The sequence below is a fragment of the Delftia sp. Cs1-4 genome (genome assembly GCF_000214395.1).
Taxonomy (GTDB): domain Bacteria; phylum Pseudomonadota; class Gammaproteobacteria; order Burkholderiales; family Burkholderiaceae_C; genus Comamonas; species Comamonas acidovorans.
In genome coordinates this window covers 4,570,805-4,588,429 of record NC_015563.1, presented here as the reverse complement: position 1 = coordinate 4,588,429, position 17,625 = coordinate 4,570,805, and the positions used below count along the sequence as shown (strand labels likewise).

20 protein-coding genes are annotated in these 17,625 nt (G+C 64.7%); all 20 read left to right on the top strand.

Going from position 1 to position 17,625, the window contains the following annotated elements; genetic code table 11:
- Nucleotides 1-65: 65 nt before the first annotated feature.
- The 20 genes from DELCS14_RS20100 to DELCS14_RS20005 all read left to right on the top strand — a co-directional run bounded on the left by DELCS14_RS20100 (nucleotide 66) and on the right by DELCS14_RS20005 (nucleotide 17,616).
- Entirely contained in the window at nucleotides 66-713 is a 648-nt protein-coding gene (locus DELCS14_RS20100) for an endolysin (protein ID WP_013803295.1), read from the top strand.
- Complete coding sequence (locus DELCS14_RS20095; RefSeq protein ID WP_080736826.1) at nucleotides 710-1,231, top strand: hypothetical protein; 522 nt, start codon at nucleotides 710-712, stop codon at nucleotides 1,229-1,231. Before DELCS14_RS20100 ends, DELCS14_RS20095 begins: the two co-directional genes overlap by 4 nt.
- Before the next feature lie 25 nt (nucleotides 1,232-1,256).
- Nucleotides 1,257-2,186, top strand: a complete 930-nt coding sequence (locus DELCS14_RS20090; RefSeq protein WP_013803294.1) for a hypothetical protein — start codon at nucleotides 1,257-1,259, stop codon at nucleotides 2,184-2,186.
- 8 nt (nucleotides 2,187-2,194) lie between these two features.
- Entirely contained in the window at nucleotides 2,195-2,401 is a 207-nt protein-coding gene (locus tag DELCS14_RS20085; RefSeq protein WP_013803293.1) for a hypothetical protein, read from the top strand.
- Between the two features lie 60 nt (nucleotides 2,402-2,461).
- A complete protein-coding gene (locus DELCS14_RS20080) occupies nucleotides 2,462-3,577 on the top strand; it encodes a N4-gp56 family major capsid protein (protein ID WP_013803292.1) in 1,116 nt (371 codons plus the stop codon).
- 26 nt (nucleotides 3,578-3,603) lie between these two features.
- Complete coding sequence (locus DELCS14_RS20075) at nucleotides 3,604-4,053, top strand: hypothetical protein (protein WP_013803291.1); 450 nt, start codon at nucleotides 3,604-3,606, stop codon at nucleotides 4,051-4,053.
- A gap of 87 nt (nucleotides 4,054-4,140) precedes the next feature.
- Nucleotides 4,141-4,524 (top strand): hypothetical protein, encoded by a 384-nt coding sequence (locus DELCS14_RS20070; RefSeq protein WP_013803290.1) that lies wholly within the window; start codon nucleotides 4,141-4,143, stop codon nucleotides 4,522-4,524.
- 28 nt (nucleotides 4,525-4,552) lie between these two features.
- Entirely contained in the window at nucleotides 4,553-5,149 is a 597-nt protein-coding gene (locus DELCS14_RS20065; RefSeq protein WP_013803289.1) for a hypothetical protein, read from the top strand.
- Nucleotides 5,140-5,772 carry a DUF6682 family protein gene (locus tag DELCS14_RS20060; protein ID WP_013803288.1) on the top strand — a complete coding sequence of 211 codons (633 nt, stop codon included), beginning with the start codon at nucleotides 5,140-5,142 and terminating at the stop codon, nucleotides 5,770-5,772. The genes DELCS14_RS20065 and DELCS14_RS20060 overlap by 10 nt, the downstream gene beginning before the upstream one ends.
- 69 nt (nucleotides 5,773-5,841) lie before the next feature.
- Nucleotides 5,842-6,258, top strand: coding sequence for a hypothetical protein (locus DELCS14_RS20055; RefSeq protein ID WP_013803287.1), 417 nt, complete (start codon nucleotides 5,842-5,844; stop codon nucleotides 6,256-6,258).
- A 3-nt stretch (nucleotides 6,259-6,261) separates the two neighbouring features.
- Nucleotides 6,262-7,308: a hypothetical protein gene (locus DELCS14_RS20050; protein WP_013803286.1), complete on the top strand. Its 1,047-nt coding sequence runs from the start codon at nucleotides 6,262-6,264 to the stop codon at nucleotides 7,306-7,308.
- Between the two features lie 2 nt (nucleotides 7,309-7,310).
- The gene (locus DELCS14_RS20045; RefSeq protein WP_013803285.1) at nucleotides 7,311-9,149 is read left to right on the top strand and encodes a hypothetical protein; all 1,839 of its coding nucleotides are present in this window, start codon (nucleotides 7,311-7,313) and stop codon (nucleotides 9,147-9,149) included.
- On the top strand, nucleotides 9,146-9,610 hold the full coding sequence (locus tag DELCS14_RS29570) for a hypothetical protein (protein ID WP_013803284.1): 465 nt from the start codon (nucleotides 9,146-9,148) through the stop codon (nucleotides 9,608-9,610). Before DELCS14_RS20045 ends, DELCS14_RS29570 begins: the two co-directional genes overlap by 4 nt.
- Nucleotides 9,611-9,640: 30 nt before the next feature.
- Nucleotides 9,641-12,220 (top strand): hypothetical protein, encoded by a 2,580-nt coding sequence (locus DELCS14_RS20035; RefSeq protein ID WP_013803283.1) that lies wholly within the window; start codon nucleotides 9,641-9,643, stop codon nucleotides 12,218-12,220.
- Nucleotides 12,217-14,145 carry a DUF1983 domain-containing protein gene (locus tag DELCS14_RS20030; RefSeq protein WP_013803282.1) on the top strand — a complete coding sequence of 643 codons (1,929 nt, stop codon included), beginning with the start codon at nucleotides 12,217-12,219 and terminating at the stop codon, nucleotides 14,143-14,145. Before DELCS14_RS20035 ends, DELCS14_RS20030 begins: the two co-directional genes overlap by 4 nt.
- On the top strand, nucleotides 14,142-14,561 hold the full coding sequence (locus DELCS14_RS31470) for a tail fiber assembly protein (RefSeq protein ID WP_082848188.1): 420 nt from the start codon (nucleotides 14,142-14,144) through the stop codon (nucleotides 14,559-14,561). The genes DELCS14_RS20030 and DELCS14_RS31470 overlap by 4 nt, the downstream gene beginning before the upstream one ends.
- The gene (locus tag DELCS14_RS20020; protein ID WP_013803280.1) at nucleotides 14,561-15,001 is read left to right on the top strand and encodes a GNAT family protein; all 441 of its coding nucleotides are present in this window, start codon (nucleotides 14,561-14,563) and stop codon (nucleotides 14,999-15,001) included. The genes DELCS14_RS31470 and DELCS14_RS20020 overlap by 1 nt, the downstream gene beginning before the upstream one ends.
- The gene (locus tag DELCS14_RS20015; protein WP_013803279.1) at nucleotides 14,979-15,848 is read left to right on the top strand and encodes a hypothetical protein; all 870 of its coding nucleotides are present in this window, start codon (nucleotides 14,979-14,981) and stop codon (nucleotides 15,846-15,848) included. Before DELCS14_RS20020 ends, DELCS14_RS20015 begins: the two co-directional genes overlap by 23 nt.
- A 5-nt stretch (nucleotides 15,849-15,853) precedes the next feature.
- A complete protein-coding gene (locus DELCS14_RS20010) occupies nucleotides 15,854-16,585 on the top strand; it encodes a phosphoadenosine phosphosulfate reductase family protein (protein ID WP_228676798.1) in 732 nt (243 codons plus the stop codon).
- Nucleotides 16,576-17,616, top strand: coding sequence for a hypothetical protein (locus DELCS14_RS20005; protein WP_013803277.1), 1,041 nt, complete (start codon nucleotides 16,576-16,578; stop codon nucleotides 17,614-17,616). Before DELCS14_RS20010 ends, DELCS14_RS20005 begins: the two co-directional genes overlap by 10 nt.
- Nucleotides 17,617-17,625 lie beyond the last annotated feature (9 nt).

Sequence of the window (17,625 nt, the reverse complement as noted above, 5' to 3'; positions counted from 1 at the left end):
GATCAATGGACCGCCGCCTTGCCTGGGCGAACTGCCGGGCCATGGGTGCATGCCCAGGGGAATGCATGATGGCTGAGCAGACTTCCAAGGTGCCGGCATGGCTGGCAGGCCGGCTGGCCGCGCTGGTGTTGCTGGCCGGGTTGGGCAGTGGAGGGGCAATCGTGGCCCGGCACATTGACGGCCCGGCACTCAACGATCCCTATGTGCAGGCCGTTGCGGCAGATACCCAAACCTCGCCCGGCGTGAAGGTTGCGATGGTACTGGGCTCGTTCTACGAGAGCAGCGGGCGCCATGTGGGAATGCCCTATGTCGACAAGCTGGGCAAGGGCCAGCCACTGACTGTCTGCAATGGCATCACTGGAGAGGGGGTCACGGCGGGCCGCTGGTACAGCTCCTCAGACTGCTATGCACTGGAACTTGGCCGCTACCTGATTGCAGAGCGCCATGCACGGCAAATGCTTGTGGACTGGGCGGCGTATGACCCATTCGTGCAAGGGCAATTCATCGACTTCGTGCACAACAAGGGGGCGGGTAGCCTGGCTTCCAGCACGCTGCGGCGCAAAGCCAACGCCGGTGATCTGGCAGGGGCCTGCAACGAGAACCCTCGCTGGAATAGGGGCACGGTCAAGGGCGTTTCCACCGTTCTGCCGGGGCTGCAACTGCGAGGCGATGCGAATGGCGAAATCTGCCGAGAGTGGAGGGTCATGCCTTGAGCTCCCGCTTCTTCGTCCAGTCCATGGCTGCAGGACTGGCCTTCATCCTCGGTGCAGGTTGCGCGTGGTGGACTCAGGATCAACGCTACGGAGTGCGCCTGGAGCAACTGAGGCAACAGGCTGTCAGCGACGAACTGTCCCGTGTGCGCCAGGCCGCGCAGGACATGGCTGCTTTTTCCAAGGGACTTGACGATGCACTTGCCACATTCCAACGTACCCAGCAGCGCAATGCGCTGGTCCAGCAGGATCTCGAGCGCAGCCTGCGCGACATGCACATTGCTGCTGCAGGCTTGCGCGGTGACTTCGCCGGTTTGCCAGAACGTATCAGCGCAGCTACCCGGCCCTCTCTTGCCCAGTACGCCAGCACCTGCACAGCCTTACTCGAAAGTCTGGCAGAGCGAGGTACAAGAATGGCACAGCGCGGTGCAGACATCGCGCGAGCGGCTGATGGCCATGCCGCTGACGTCCGATTGATGGGTGATGCCTGGCCCCGTGCCAAGCCTGCCAATCTCCCTTGAGCACGCACATCAGGAACTGCCAACCATGACCAATCAAGACGACCAACTGCGCCTTCTGTCCGAAGCCGAGCGCGCCACGTTGCAGGAAGACGACTATGACCCCAGCGAGGACAATGCGGCAGCACTTGCTGCGTTGGGCCGTGGCAGTCTCGATGGGAGCCCCGAAGATGAACCAATGGGGCAAGCCGATGGCCGTGACAGTGATGACGCGCCAGCATCCACGCTGAAAGCCGGGGAGGAAGCGTCAACGAGCCATTCGCCCGAAACAGACCACAATGCCGAACGCCACGGCGCCGGGGGATCCTCTAAGCCGTTGCCATCTGGCTACAGGGTGGATCTGCCCTTGGATTACCAGGACCAGGTCTGGGCCAACAAATCTGCCATGGCCGAAGTCCGCCGCAGGTTCAACGACGGTGATCTGGACCACTCGGAAATGGAGGCTGAACTGGACAGGCTGCAAGATGAGCGTGACCAGCTACGCGATGTGAAAACGCGTGCCACTGTCTCTGCGGAAATGCGCCAGCAGTCTGAAATGGATGCATGGACCCACTCCATCCACACGTTCCTGGATGACGCTGCAAAAATGCCTGAACTGGGTCGCGTGAACTACCACGCGGACTTGGAAAAACAGGCTGACCTGGACGCTTTCGTCAAGGCACTTGGGGCAGCTCCCGCCAACCAGCACAGGCCTTTTCGCTGGTTTCTGGAGGAAGCGCACAGGCGTGTTCTGGCCCTGCATGGAATCCCCACCACCAAAAAGTCCGTGGACATGCGGCGCCGGGCCGATCCGTCCGACATAGTCACCAACCTGGCCGACGTGCCCGGCGGCGCGGGCGATGCCGATCCCGCGGGCGACGAGTTCGCCGAGCTGGACAAGCTCACCGGCCTGGACTACGAGCGCGCGCTGGGCCGCCTGTCCGAAGAAAAGCGTGCGCAGTTCCTGCGCTCGGTGTGAAGGGCCCCATGGCACAGGCTGCAGCATCGACGCCCGGCGTGCGCCGCATCTTCATCGAGCTGCGCACGGGGGATGTGCTGGAGGTGGGCGGCGTCCGCATCCAGCTGGAATACAAGAAGGGGCAGGCCGCGCGCATGGTGATCGCGGCGGAGCCCGAGACCTGCGTGCGAAAGATCGCAGCTGCCTCGCGGCCCGTACCAAGCCTGCCATCTTGAGGGCTGAACCATTTTTCAACCGGGGCGCTGGAGTGCTCGCTACCACACAGGAGCACTCCTATGGGCAAAACAGTGGTGGGCGTGAACAGCCCCCGCGCGGTCAAGCGCTTTTCCGGCGACCTGGCTCTCGATGTCTCTCAAGCCTCGTACTTCGGCAAGCGCTTCGCGGCCGTGGGCCAGGGCGCCAAGACGCCAATCCAACTGCTGACGGATCTGGAATCCGAGGCGGGTGACCTGGTCAGCTATGATCTGCTGGCCGAGCTGCGCATGGCGCCCGTCGAGGGCGACGATGTGCTGGAGGGCAAGGAAGAAGGGCAGCGTTTCTATACCGATGAGCTGTACATCGACCAGGCGCGCGGCGGCGTCAACACCGGTGGCCGCATGTCGCGCAAGCGCACGCTGCACGATCTGCGCATGCGCGCCAAGCAGCAGCAGGCCAACTGGTGGGGCCGTTTCCAGGATGAGCTGACCTTCACCTACCTGTCGGGCTCGCGCGGCGTCAATGCCAACTTCATCCTGCCGCTGGGCTACCAGGGCCGTGCCAAGAACCCGCTGACGGCGCCCACGCCCAACCAGCACCTGTTCGGCGGCGATGCCACGGCGGTGGCCAACCTGGATGCCACCGACAAGATGTCGCTGGCCGTGGTGGACCGTGCCCGCGTTCGCGCAGACAGCCAGGGTGGCGGCGCCACCAACATCCCCGTCATGCAGCCCTGCGTGGTCGATGGCGAGGAAGTGTTCGTCATGGTCATGCACACCTTCCAGGAAGACGACCTGCGCAAGGAAACCGGCACGGGCGGCTGGCTGGAGCTGCAAAAGGCCGCGGCTGCGGCCGTGGGCTTCAAGTCGCCGCTGTTCAAGAGCGCGCTGGGCATGTACCGCAACGTGGTGCTGCACTCGCACCGCAACGTGATTCGCCACAACACCCACGGCGCCACGGGCGACCTGGAAACGGCGCGCGCGCTGTTCATGGGCGCGCAGGCGGGCGTGATGGCCTTCGGCTCGCCGGGCACGGGCATGCGCTACGGCTGGCATGAGGAAACCCGCGACAACGGCAACCAGGTCGTGATCACCACTTCGTCCATCTTCGGCGTCAAGAAGTCGGTCTTCGAGATCGAGGGCGAGAAGCAGGATCACGGCGTCTACGGCATCGACACGGCCGCTGCTTCGCGCTGATCCCCACCGAACGAAAGGAGTCATTCATGGCTTTCAAACAACTCAGTGCCGTGGCCGCGGGCCATCAGGCCCCCATCACCCCCGGCGGCTCCGAGCTGGTGCGCTCGCGCTTCGGCCAGCCCCTGGCCGTGGCAGACCACGCAGTGGGTACCCGTGGCGTCATCGGCATCCTGCCCGCCGGCATGCTGCCCGTGTCGCTGTACATCCGCGTGCCTGCTGCCCTGGGCGCGGGCTTCAAGGCCTCCATTGGCCTGGCGGATGCGGCCGGCGACATCAGCACAGCGGCCGACGACGGCGGCGGCGCCTGGGTGACGGACAACGATGTGGGTGCAGCCGGTGGTTACGCGCACCTCGTGCCAGCGGCCTTCGCCAAACTCGCAACCAAGGATGAAGACCGACGCATCATCCTCAAGGTTTCGGGCGCAGGCACGGCTGCCGGCCTGTTCACGCTGGACCTGATCTACACGAACGCCTGACAGCGCGCTCATGTGTGCGCCCCCGCAAGGGGCTTTCCCCGGTGGCATTGGCCGCCGGGGCTTTTTTAACCCCGGAGAACCATCATCATGAAGCTGTTCACTTCGCTGCCCGCACGCAAGGACGGAACCCTGATCGTGCGCATCAAGGGCGCCACCTATGTTTTCGAGGGCAAGCCGCTGGCCTGCGAGGTCGAGAACGAGGCTCATGCCGAACACCTGCGCGCTGGCAACTTCCAGACCGAGGAGGAGTTCGACGCCGAGCAGAAATTCCAGCGCCTGGCCGCCGAGCGCGAAGCCCGCCGCGCGGCCCTGGACGGCAAGGCTCCATCCTCGCGCGGCACCTTCTCGCCCGGCGTGGGCCCGGGCGATGAGGACGATCTGGACGGCGGCACAGGTATGCCCCAGGAGTCCGACTCCACTCCCACCGGCCGCGTGCGCAAGGCCTCGCGCGCTTCCAACGTGACCGGCTGATCGCACCATGGCCAGCTGGGAGAACTGGATGCCTGAGCTGGTACTGGCTGCCCCCAAGGCGCCGGTACCGCTCATTCACCTGGCGTTGAACCGCGCCGCGCGCACCTTTCTCAAGGCAACGCGCGCCTGGCAGGAATGGCTGGAGCCTACGGACGTGACCGGCGAGGCCTTCGCCGAATACACCTTTGAGCTGCCCCAGGGCGCCGAGCTGCTGCGCCTGGAGCGCGCCACGCTGGCCGGGCGCCCGCTGGAGGTGGCCAAGGCGCGCGACCTGCCGGCCGATCCCTGGCAGCATGAGCTGCGCGGCAAGCTCTACCTGGTCACGACGAACCTGCGTGAATTCACTGTGCGCACGGGCAGTGTCGGCCGGCTGCAGGTCTACGCCTCGCTGATGCCGTCCCTGCGCGGCAACAGCGTGCCCGACGAGGTGGCCTCGCTCTATCATGAGGCGATCCGCGAGGGCGCCAGGGGCGAGCTGCTAGCCACTGAGGGCACGGACTACTACAAGCCCGACCAGGCCGGCGTGGCCCTGGCGTTCTTCCAGCGCGCCATGGATGACGCCACAGCCGACGTGTGGCGCTCCAACACCAGCCGCGGCTCGCGGGGGAGGGCATCATGGCTTTGACCGTGGCCCAACTGCTGGACGATGCAGCGCGCGACCTGCAGGACAAAGGGCACATCCGCTGGACCCGCGTGGATCTGCTGGACTGGTTCAACGCGGCGCAGCGCGCCTTTGCCGAGCAGCGGCCCGACCAGATGGCCCAGCCGCGCGAACTGGTGCTGGCCGCCGGGTGGCGGCAGGAGCTGCCGGCCGACATGCTCACGTTGATCGACATCACGAACAACGCCAACGCCACGCAGCGGCGCATCACCAAGACCGACCTGTGGGTGCTGGACGCCGTGGCCGGCGCCTGGCGCTCGGGCTCTCCGGGCCGCGAAGTGCAGCACTACATGCACGACCTGGGCACGCCGCAGGAATTCCTGGTCTATCCGCCCGTGGCCGCCGGCACTAAGGTGCGCGCCATGGTGGGTGTCGCGGCTGTGGACTTGGCCGACGAAAACGGCACGACCTCGGTTCCTGAGCGCTGGATGGACGCCCTGCGGCACTTCGTGCTGTTCCGTGCCTGGTCCATCGATGCCGAGTTCGGCGGCAACGCCACCATCGCGGCGGCGCACCGTGCCCTCTACAACGAGGTGCTGGGCATTCAGGCCCAGGCTGCGGCCACCACGGCCGTGGCCCAGAAGTGAACCAAGCCTGCCATCCTGGCGGGTATCTTCAATCGGGGCGCTGGAGTGCTCGAAGCCATAGGAGCCATCATGGCTGGTTTCAGCACATCCCTCGCCAACGCGATCATCAGCGCCACGCTGCGCAAGCAGGCCTTCCCGGCCATCCGCAACACCTTCTTCGCCCTGTTCACGGCGGACCCCACCGACGCCTTCACCGCCGGCACCGAGGTGGCAGCACCGTGGTACCAGCGCGTGGCCACGGGCGCCTTTGCCGCGCCCAACAACGGCGCCACCTACAACGCCGTGCGTGCGGAGTTTCCGCCCGTCACGGGCGCCCAGGTCACGGTCACGCACATCGGAATCATGGAAGGCGACTCGGCCACCGATGGCACGGCCACTCTCATGTATTCCGAGCCGCTGCCCACGCCGCGCACGCTGCAGATCAATGACGTGTTCCTGGTAGACAGCCAGGCACTGACGGGCGACTTCACGCTGCAGCTGCTGTAAGCCATGAACAGGGGAGCACTCAATGGCTTCGCGCTGAACGGGCGGGCCTCCGATCCCGTGGTGCGCATCCGCGTGGACGCCAAGGGCTATGCCCGTGTGCGTGCCGGTGGCAGAGTGCTCGCCTATGCGGTGGTCCACTCGGCTCCGGCCGCTGCGCTGACCGGCCCGCTGGGCCGCGTGCATGCCAAGCTCTCGGCCGATTCCGTGGCGCGCGCAGCTGTCGAGGGCGTGCTGGGCCGGGTCCATGTGCGCAGCCTGCTGGCCACCACGGGCCGCGCCATCGTCAAGGTCACGCTGCCTCCCGTGCGCGGGCGTGTGGCAGCCCAGGCCCGGGCCAGCGCCACGGTCACGGCCCATGTGCAGGCCCGCATTGGGGTGGGCGCGACTGCGCGTGCCAACTTCAAGCCCCGGGCGCGACTGCTTCGCCGTGGCCCCGTGCAATCCACGCCCACCGCCCGTGGCACTGCCGATGGCCGCATCTACGTGCGCCGCTGGCTGCGTTCGCCTGTGGACGGCAAGGGCCAGGCCTTTGTCGTCACGCAGGGGCGGGTCGAGGCGCGTCTGGCCGCGCTGGTCCAGGCCAAGGCTGCGATCACGGCCCGTGGGCAGCGCCTGGTGCGCGCGCCGCTGCAGGCCCAGGGCGTGGCCTTCATCGAGATCGATCCGGCCGTTCACAAGCGCCTGCCCTTCGATGAGCAGGCGCCCGAATCACGCACCTTCCTCGTGCCCGCAGGAATGACCACCTTCTACGTCACCGACCAGGGGCAAAGCATGTTCCGCACTTCCCCCATGCAGCCTGCAGACACGCAGGACTACGACATCGAGTTCGCCGACTGGTTTCCGCCCGGCGACGAGATTGTTTCCGTGCAGCTCAAGGTGCAGCCGGCCATGCCCATGCCGCCGTCCTTTGCCTTCGTGGGCCAGCGCGTGAAGGTCTGGATCTATGCGGGCGGGGCCAGCGGCCAGAAGTACCAGATCAGCGTTGCCGCCACGACCAACGACGGCCGCACGAAAGAGGTGGAGCTGATCGTGCCCATCAAGGAAAAATAGAAATGCCGCAGCTGTTCCTGAACAACTTCCAAACCCAGTTCATCGCCGACGTGCGCGCGGCGCCGCAGACAGGCGCCCCGGCCAGCGAACTCGACTACGGCGTGCTGCGTGTGTCCGATGGCGCCGCTGGCACGCTGCTGAATCCTCCCGCCGGCGGCTGGTACGTGCTCACGGCATACAAGCGCAGCGGATCGCTCGAAACCGATTACGAGATCCTGCGCGTCACGGCCGTGGACAACTCGGTGATCGGTGAATGCCGGCTCACGGTGCTGCGCGGCCAAGAGGGCACGGCGCCCCGGGCCTACAACTCGGGCGACCTGCTGGAGATGCGCATGACGGCCGGGGGTATGCGCGAGGTGGTGCAGACCGCCGACCCGCGCCTGACCGATGCGCGCGCACCCACCGGCGCGGCCGGTGGCGTGCTTGCCGGCCATTACCCGAACCCCACGTTTGCCCAGCCCATGGCCACGGCGGCGGATCTGCAGGGCAAGGTGGACAAGGTGCCAGGCAAGGGCTTGAGCGCCAACGATTTCACCGACGAGGCCGCAGCAAAGCTCGGTAGTGTGGCGACTGGTGCTACGAAGAATGCGACCGACGCACAACTGCGCGACCGCAGCACGCATTCGGGGGAGCAGGCGATTGGCTCCATCACGGGCTTGCAAGATGCGTTGGACAAGACGGTAAAGAAGTCCGGCGACACCATGAAGGGAGGCCTGAATTTTTCCGGAAATGGCTTGCGACTGACTGCTGATTTCAGTAGTTCCGCACTGGCAAATCGCCTGTTGTTTCAAACTAATGGCGAAAATTCACCTACAAGTGTCGGGGCACTACCGACAGGGACTTCGCAGGTTTCGAATTTCCGTGTTTATGGCTCGCCTGATCCTGCTAATTCTCCAATTGGAGAGATTGCGATTCTTGGTAGCACTGAGGTTCGCATTACCTCAGTGGGGCAAGGGACAGGCCCCAACCTCCCAATGACTTTCCACACTGGAGGGGGGGAGAGTTTACGGATAGACAATGCAGGAAGGATAGGAATCGGGAACCAGGCACCCGCTCAGCGGTTTGACTTGTCAGGAGCCACCAACCGGTTACTAATTGATGTAGATGGGCCAGCCTACATTGAATCCGCATTGGTGCGTTCCGGTGCGTCTTTTGCTACCAAGATTTGCCGTGCTGCTCAGTACGTTTTTCAAATTGCGGCGGCTGAAGTATTTCGCATCGACGGTAGCGGAAATTTGGGCATCGGTACAGCCAACCCGGTGGCTAAACTTTCGGTGGTAAATGGCTCGCTGATTGGCGGAGGACCAGCCGCCTCTGGTGCTGGCCAAGATCCGAATTCTATTACGCGCTTTCAAGGAGGCAGCGTGGCTCTTGATTTTGGTGTATACCAGTCTGGGGCCTATTGGCTGCAGTCTCGGCTGGTCTCTGACTACACGAATCACATGCCGCTGATCTTGAACCCGAATGGCGGCGCCGTTCTGACTGGCCCTGGTGGGTTTGGTTATAGCGCAGGTGTAGGCGGAACTGTGACGCAGATGATCAGCAAGTCTTACCCCGTGGTTATAAATAAGATTGTCGGCCGCATCACAACTCACGCCCAGGTATTGGGGCCTAATCAAATAGCTGTTTTTAGCGTCACCAATTCGATGGTTCGAACCAGCGATTCGATCATTCTTTCGATGACCAACAGTGGCGGCACGGTCGATGCGTCGTTTTACCAAGTTTGGCCTGTTCTGAATAATGATGGGGCGTTTTATATCTGCCTCCAGAATATTAGCGGATTTAATCAAGGCCATGCGGTGGAAATAAATTTTGCAATAATTAAGGGTGCAACGACATGAAAAATCTGCCAACCGTCATTCGGTACGATAATGCGCCGGCGATCGAGGCCACCTGGGTGGACGATGGCGGCAACGTAGTCAAGTGCCACGTCTACGGCAATATGCAGATGGAGGAGTTACGTAGAGATCTCGGTGTATACGCATCGCAGTTCGAGGCCTTGATAGCGAGCGTCGAGTCAACGCAGGAGCCACCGCCGCCGCCCGCGATACCAGAGATATGTACGCCTGCCCAGGGGCTTGTCGCTCTCTATGCGTTGCGAGGCATAACCGAAGATGCGCTTCATTCTGTAATCGATTCCATCCAAGATACCGTACTCCGCTACACGACACGTGTCGGATTCGCCAGAGCCTCGGAGTGGCGGCGATGTAGTCCGTCCATTGTGCTGATGGGCGAGCTGCTTAATCTTTCGTCTGCGGATCTCGATGCGCTTTTCACCTTCGCTGTGAATGTCGAGGTTTGATTTGGTGCCAAGCCTGTCAGCCTACAGGCCATGACCACCTACAAGCTGTCCGCATTCCCGGGCGAGGCGCCCAGCGTGTCCGATCGCGCGCTGGGCGCGAACTTCGCCCGGGAGCATTTCAATCTCTTCCTGCCCAGCTCCGAGTTCTGGCCGCTGGCCACCGACCGGCGCCACTCGGCATGCCTGGCCGGCGCCCGCACGCTGCACCGCTTCGCGCGCGATGCCAGCGGCGCCGTGCAGCAGAACCCAGCCGCGCCCATCCGCTCCTGGGCGCAGGAACTGTCCCTGGTCAAGGGCCAGATCAACGACGAGGCTACCGAGCGCACCTACCAGACCACCAACGACGGCAGCGCGGCGCCGCGTGCGCTGGACGTGCGCGGCAACGACCGGCTGCTGGGCGTGGTGCGCCCGGTCAAGCCCACGGTCGCGCTGCAGGTGGTGGACGAGTTCACGACCGAAGAGGCCAAGACCTGGCTGTATGGCGACTTCGCCGAGCTGGTGCGCGCGGACCTGCTGGCCACGGTGATCCAGCACGGGGGCCATCAGGAGGCCATTCGCTGGGATGCCAATGGCAAGGCCTATGCCGGCGCCACCTCCAACTACGGCCTGTCCCTGTCTACCGCCGTAGGCTCTGGCGCCTCGGCTGGCAACCTCTATGCCGTCGTCACGGCGGCCCGCGCGGCTGCATGCGAGATGGACACTACACGCCTGGGTGCCGTCAAGACAGCCAGCGGCTGGGCCATCCCACTGGCCGCCATGCCGTTCAGCTACCCGTTTCGCCGGCCCGCGCTGGTGGAGGCGCTGCAGCAGCATGAGTTTCCGGACACGGCCGGCGAGCGCTCCGGTGAAACCGTGCTCACGGCTGACCAGGCCGCCAAGCTGGCCGACCTGGTGGAGGAGGCCGTGGCCCCCGGCACCAAGTGCGCCAACTGGCGCAGCGAGCTGGACAAGCTGGTGAAGGAGTTCGCCGACCTGGGCCTGGCCAAGGCCTGGGCCACGCCCGGCGCGGCGCCCGTGAAGCCCAGCGAGCCCAAGGCCGCGCAGTACTACTTCGACTCCGACAACAACGCCATCGAGCACGCCGACTGGGTGCAGTACCGGCGCGACCTGGAGGCCTACTACAAGGCCTTGGACACCTACACGGAAGGCAAGACGGCTGCCACATCCCAGGCGGCCAGCCTGAATGCCCGCATGGTGGAGATCCAGCAGCGCTGCAGCACCCTGGTGTCCAGCATCCAGACCCAGCTGGCCAGCCAGTACATCGCGGCCACGGGCGATACGGCCGTGATCGACACCTGGCTGGACCAGCTGGGCGGCGTGGCCGACCTGGCCGGCAAGACCGTGGAGCGCGTGGTGGACTCGCGCTTCTACGTCGTGGCCTTTGTGACCGACTGGGGCGAGGAGTCCGAGCCGTCGCCCATCTCCGACATGCTGGAGGTGGACCAGAACGACACCGTGACCATCCAGCGGCCCCAGGCCATGACGGGGGAGCAGCATGCCGCGCGCCACGTTGTGAAGTGGCGCATCTACCGCAGCAACGCCTCGGCCGCAGCGGCGGCCTGGCAACTGGTGCAGGAGCTGCAGATCTCCGTGGCCAGCTTCCTCGATGACAAGAAGGGCGAGGAGCTGGACAGCCTGCAGCCGCAGTTCACCTGGGCCGCGCCCCCGTACCGCATGGACGGCCAGTACGAGGGCGACAACAAGCCCAGCGTGGGCGCCAACCCCTACCTGCGCGGGCTCACGGGCATGCCCAACGGCATCATGGCCGGCTTTATCGACAACACCGTGGCTTTCTGCGAGCCCTACATCCCTTATGCCTGGCCCATGGACTACCAGGTCACGACCGAATGGCCCATCGTGGGCATGGCGGTGTTCGACCAGACGCTGTTTGTGGCCACGGCTGGCAATCCGTACTTCGTGACGGGCGCGCACTCGGCGCAGATGTCGGCCATCAAGCTCGACAGCAACCAGTCCTGCAGCGCACGTCGCTCCATCGTTCCCGTGCAGGGCGGCGTGCTCTATGCCTCGCCAGATGGCTTGTGCCTGGCCAGCCCGGGCGGCGTGCAGGTGGTCACGCGGCAGCTGATCACGCGCCAGGACTGGCAGCGCATGCAGCCGGCCAGCATGTTCGCGGCCGAGCATGAGGGCGTCTACTACCTGTTCTACGCCGGCGCGGGCGGCGGCTGCCTGGCGTTCAGTGCTCAGGACGGGGCCAAGCTGGGTCATACCGACCTGGGCGGCGCTGGCGTGACCGCCGTCTGGGTGGATCGCTTCAACGACCTCATGTACGTGGCGCGCGGCCAGGACATCCTGGAATGCTTCACGGGCGATGCCCTGCGCACGGCGCGCTGGCGCACAGGTCTGGCCACCCAGGGCCAGCAGCTGCCGCTGGCCTGGGCCAAGGTCTACGGTCTGCAGGACGCCCAGCACCCGATCACCCTGCGCCTGTGGGGCGACGGCCAGCTGCAGCACACGGCCCAGTTCACCGACCTGCAGCCGCAGCGCCTGCCGCCCGGGCGCTGGCTGGAGCACCAGGTGGAAATCGAGGGCGCCGCCCGCGTCACCAGCGTGGTGCTGTGCTCGACCACGGAGGAGCTGCGCAGCGTATGACCAATCGCAAGAAAATCGACACGGGCGCGGCCCGCCTGCCGGCCCTAGCCCGGGTCAACGTCCAAGACAAGGCCCTGTCCAACTGGATGCAGGCCGTGACCGAGCACCTGGAAGTGCGCTCCGGCGGCCGGGGCAACGAGTTCGAGCGCGGCGTGACCCTGCGCGAGCTGGTGGCCCTGCAGGGCTCGGTGCAGGGCGTCACCCAGCTGCTGGCCACCGACAAGACGCCCGGCGAGGGCGAGATCGTCATCGACCTGGGCGGCGGGCTGTCGGCCACGGTGGCCGTGGAGCGCTTCGCCAAATCCATCATCGAATCGCGCCTGTTCAAGAGCCTGGCCAAGACCCTGGACGACCCCAGCCGCTTCGACCACCTGGCGCAGGAGATCCGCGACGAGCTGCTGCGCTCCATCGCCGACGAGGCCGCCAAGCGCGGCGCCGAGGTGCGCGAGCTGCAGACCGTGGTGCAGCGCAACGAGCGCAGCCTGGCCATGGCCGTGCGCGAGGTGACGGCCAGCCTGCGCAACGCCAGCGCAGGCCTGCGCGCCACGCAGGCGGCGTTCGCGGACGGCCAGCGGGCCATGGCCACCAACGTGCTGCAGCTGCAGGCCTCCCTGGGGAACTACTACCAGGACGGCAAGCCGGGCCGCGCCATGCTGGAGCAGGAGATGACGGTGCTGGCCGGCTACAGCGAAGGCCTGCGCGCGCAGTACACGCTCAAGGTGCAGGCCGGCGGGGCTCTGGCCGGCTACGGCATCGCGGCCGAGGAGGTCAATGGCAAGACCTCCAGCGCCTTCATCATCATGGCGGACAAGTTCGCCATCGTCTCCCCCAGCTACAACGCCGGCCAGATGAGCACGCCGCGGCCCGAGGACGTGGTGTTCGGCGTCGATGGCGACGGCATCTACCTGCAGCGCAACGTCTACCTCAAGGGAAACATGCGCATCGACGGCCTGGGCAAGAAGCTCGTGGACGGGCTGCGCGGCTCGGTGCTGCTGTCGGCCAGCGGCAGCTTCTGGAGCGATGCCACCGCACGGCAGGCCGTCTGGCAGGCCCTGGGCAACAGCGGCAGCGCGCCCAACACCAACCACCTGATCGTGGGCGATGCCGTGACCATCACCAACGGCGCCGGCTTCACGCAGACCCGGCACTGGATGGGTGCGGCCTGGGTGGTCCCGGCCGCCGTGCTCAATGGCGACCTACTGGTGGACGGCACGGTGGCGGCCCGCAAGGTGGATACGCGCGGCCTCACCGTCCGCGACAACTACGGCAACGTCATCCTTGACGCCAATGGCCTGGATGCGCAATGGCTGCGCAATCTCAGGGCCGCCCAGGTCAGCGGCCTGGGGCCGCTGGCCACCAAGGACAAGGCCCGCATCGGCGACACCGTGGCGTTCCCGGACGGCACGACGATGAACACCAGCGACTTCATCAACCGGCTGCAGCGCATCACGTCCAACAACATCGGGGTGTTCATGGACACGGCGGCCATTGGTACGGCCTATATCGGGCAGGCGGCCGTGGGCACGCTCCAAATCAAGGGGGGCTCAGTCACCTCCATGGTCCAAGGTGAACAGGAGCCCGGTCGGATCATCTACATATCTCCTGGTGCCGAAATTGAACTGTGTCGATGCACCTTGCAGATGGCCGAAGGTGGCACAGGCGTAGCCATCATGGCATTTGCCAACGCCATGCCTCGAAATGGCGATGCAGGGCTGGGGTTGACCATATTCCGCGACAACAACGCAATGCGTTTCAGCGGGACTTCGATGCTTAATGGATTCCGGACAGCGGCCTATGTTGGCGCCTTTGAAAGCTGGCCACCTGCGGGCAATCTGACGTATAGATTGGTGGCCACTAACCTTGATGCAAACCGGGCCATAGAGGTCCATTTGTCGCACATCATGGCCACAGGGGGAAAGCGGTGAACCACTACGTATTGATAGGTGCCGCCGGTGACATCCTTGGCCGGGGGAGTACCAACGCGCCGCTGGCGGCAGTGCCAACGCCGCCAGGCGGGCAAGTGGTGCGGCTGGGCGACGATCTTGTCGCGGGAGGGCCGCTGTTTTTTGATGGGCACCAAGTGCGCGTGGCGGCCCCAGCCCCTTCTCCGTTTCATGTGCTGTCGAATTCAGGCGCCTGGACGCTGAATGAAGCTGCGGCCTGGGCGACCGTACGCGCGGACCGCGACCGGCGTATCGCCGCCTGTGACTGGCGTGTGACTCGGGCGCAAGAGGAGGGCCGGCGCCTGGAGCCTGAGTGGATGGCCTACCGCCAGGCCCTGCGCGACATCACCGACCAGCCCGACCCGCTCACCATCGTGTGGCCCACGCCGCCGGCCTGATGCGTGCCAAGCCTGCCAATGTGGCAAGCATGCTGGACTACGACACGCTCGCCATCTACGCCTTCCTGCGCATGCGCATCCCTGGCCTGTTGAGCACCGAGGGCGCTGTGGGCATTGGCTGGAAGCGCGGCGGGGTGCTGGTGGCCGGGGCCGTCTTCGAGCAGCACAACGGCCGCACCGTGTGGGCGCATGTGGCCATCGACGCCCCGCTATCGCGCCGCTTCCTGCGCGCGTTTCTTGACTACCCGTTCGCTGTGTGCGCGGTCGATGCGCTGCGCGGCTACGTGCTCGCTTCCAACACTAGGCTGCGTGCACTGGCCCGCCGGCTGGGCGCCGTGGAGGAAGCGGTGCTGGCAGGCGCAGCGCGCGACGGCGGCGATGTGGTGGTCTGCACCCTTTGGAGAGGAAACCTGAAACATGACACGCTGGCACAGCACTGAATTTGATTTCCTGCCCGAGCAGGCATTCCGACCTCGGCCCGGGGGCGGCATGACGTTGGAGGGTGGCGGCGCCTCGACCCCAGCACCCGATCCGCGGCTGGTGGAAGCGCAGGTGAAGAACCTGGGCATCCAGGACGACATGATCAAGCAGATCATCGGCAATGCGAACGACATGGCGCCGCTCCAAAAAGAGCAGACGCAGTTCGCGCTGGACTCCACTCGCACAGCGTGGGAGCAGTCGCAGGCCGACCGCGACTATGCGCTGGGGCGCCGTGACCAGTTGTCGGGCCTGCAGGACACGATGGTGGAGGACGCGCGGACCTTCGACACGGAGGGCAAGCGCGAGGAACTGGCGGGCCAGGCGGCTGCCGATGTCTCCAACGCCTACGAAAGCGCCAAGCGCACGCAGGGCGCTGAAATGGCGCGAATGGGCATCAACCCCGCCGATGCCAAATATGGCGCCGCGTCCAACGCGCTGACCGCAGGTACAGCACTGGCTACGGCCCAGGGCAAGAATTCCGCTAGAACCGCTGCGCGTGCGGAAGGCCGGGCGCTGACAGATAGGGCATCGAATGCGCTGGCTGGATATCCCTCCATGGGTATCCAGACGACGGCTGCCACTGCAGGCTATGGCACCGCTGGACTGAACATTGCTACCACCGGCCTCGCGGGCCTCAACTCGGGCTATGGCCAGGCGGCAGGCATGGCTGGAAACGCTGGCAACAGCGCGGCCAATATGTGGGGACAGCAGTCCAATGCCTACCAGCAATCTCGGTCCACCGCAGGCTCCAGTACGGGCGCGCTGATCGGTGCAGGTGCAACTATCGCTGCGGCGGCAATTATGTAATGACCATGAATTTACTCGCATACCGACGACCAGCCCTTCAATTCTCTGGCGGAAAGGATTCCCTTGCCTGCCTTTACAAGCTACGGGACAAGCTCGATCAGCTCACGGTGTATTGGTTGAACACACAAGACGTCTGCGATGAAACCTTGGCGGTTATCGAACACGTCCGGCCTTGGATACCCAACTTTGAGGAAGTGCGCTCTGACGTGAAGGCGTGGAGAGCTGAAAACGGTACACCTTCGGACATTCTTCCAACCAGTTGTACGGAGTTGGGGAATCTCTATGGACTGAGCGCATTGCGGGTATCCGACCGATTTGCGTGTTGCGCCGCAAACCGGATGCTGCCATTGCACCAGCGCATGCTGCAAGACGGTGTTGACTTGGTTATTCGTGGCACCAAGCTGTCCGACACCGGGCGCCTGCCGGCCGAAGGCCGGACCCCCTGGTATGAGCTGTGGCTGCCGCTGCGTGACTGGAGTCGTGAACAGGTCTTTGAGTACCTTGAATCGGTCAATGCCCCGCGCAATTCGCTCTACGACTACTTCAAGAGTGCAAGTGCAATGGACTGTCTGGGCTGCACCGCGCTTTGGGGTGAGGACAAAGCTACGTATTTCCGTGCCCGTCACCCGGAGCGACTATCCGAGTACAGCACAACGCTACAAGCACTGCGCGGTGAGTTGCGCAAGCACATGCAGCAATTGGATACCCAAATTAAGGAGTGTGAACCATGGCAATGAGTGGATTTGCATCTGGCCTGTTGGCAGGGCAACAAGCGGCGATGAACGGCATCAGCATCTATCGGCAAGCACAGCAGCAGCAAGAAAAGGATGAGCAGAAGCAAGCGTTGCGCGATATCGCAAGTACCAAGGCGGAAGAGTCCACGGGCTACACCGCCGACCAGGGCAAGGAGCTGGAAGGCCTGGCCGCCAACGGCTACAAGATCGACTTTGACGACGCACAGAAGGCCTATGTCGCGCGCAACGATGCGGGCGACACCAAGACCATCGCCATGCAGGGCGTGACCGACTTCATGGGCGAGCGTTCGGCGGGGTCGATGAGTCGCGAGCAGCAGGACAGCACGCGCATGCTGGCCATGGCCGACGTGATCGGCCGTACCGACCCAGAGCGCGGCCTGCAGATGCGCCAACAGCTCACGCTGGGGGCGCACGATGTCAAACGCCAGGCTAGAGAGATGAAGCAATGGCAGCAGGATGACGAAGTGGGGCGCATCGAGGGCGAGCAACGAAAGCAGTTCCAGGCATCGTTGATTGACCAGAGCGGCAAGTCACGCGAAGCGACGATGGACGACCACCTTGCCCATAGTCAGCGCCGTATAGCGGCGCTGACACAGGCTGGGCATCTCAAGGCTGCGGACCAGGCTACCCAGGATTTGATGGCGCAGTCGCACATCAAAATCCAGATGGATACAAAAAGGCGTCAGGAGGCATCTGACAAAGCCGCTGCTGGCCTGGCGGTGGGCAACTATGCCCCGCTGATGGAGCTCTACAACCGCTATGTTCCCAGTGGCTACAAAATTTCCGGCATCGAGGCGGGACAGGGAGGGGCTTTGCAGATCAAGCGCACAGACCTGAATGGCCGGGAGGCGGCGCCAGTCACTCTTAAGGACAGTGGCGAGGCTCTTGGACTTCTCAAGTCCATGGCCAGCCCGGCTGCGCTGTACCAGTATTCCCAGGGCGAGTTCCAACGCAGCTTGCGTCCGAGCCGAGAAACCGTCCCGAGCGGCTTGCCGTATGGCGCCTCCAGGTAGCGCAGCACT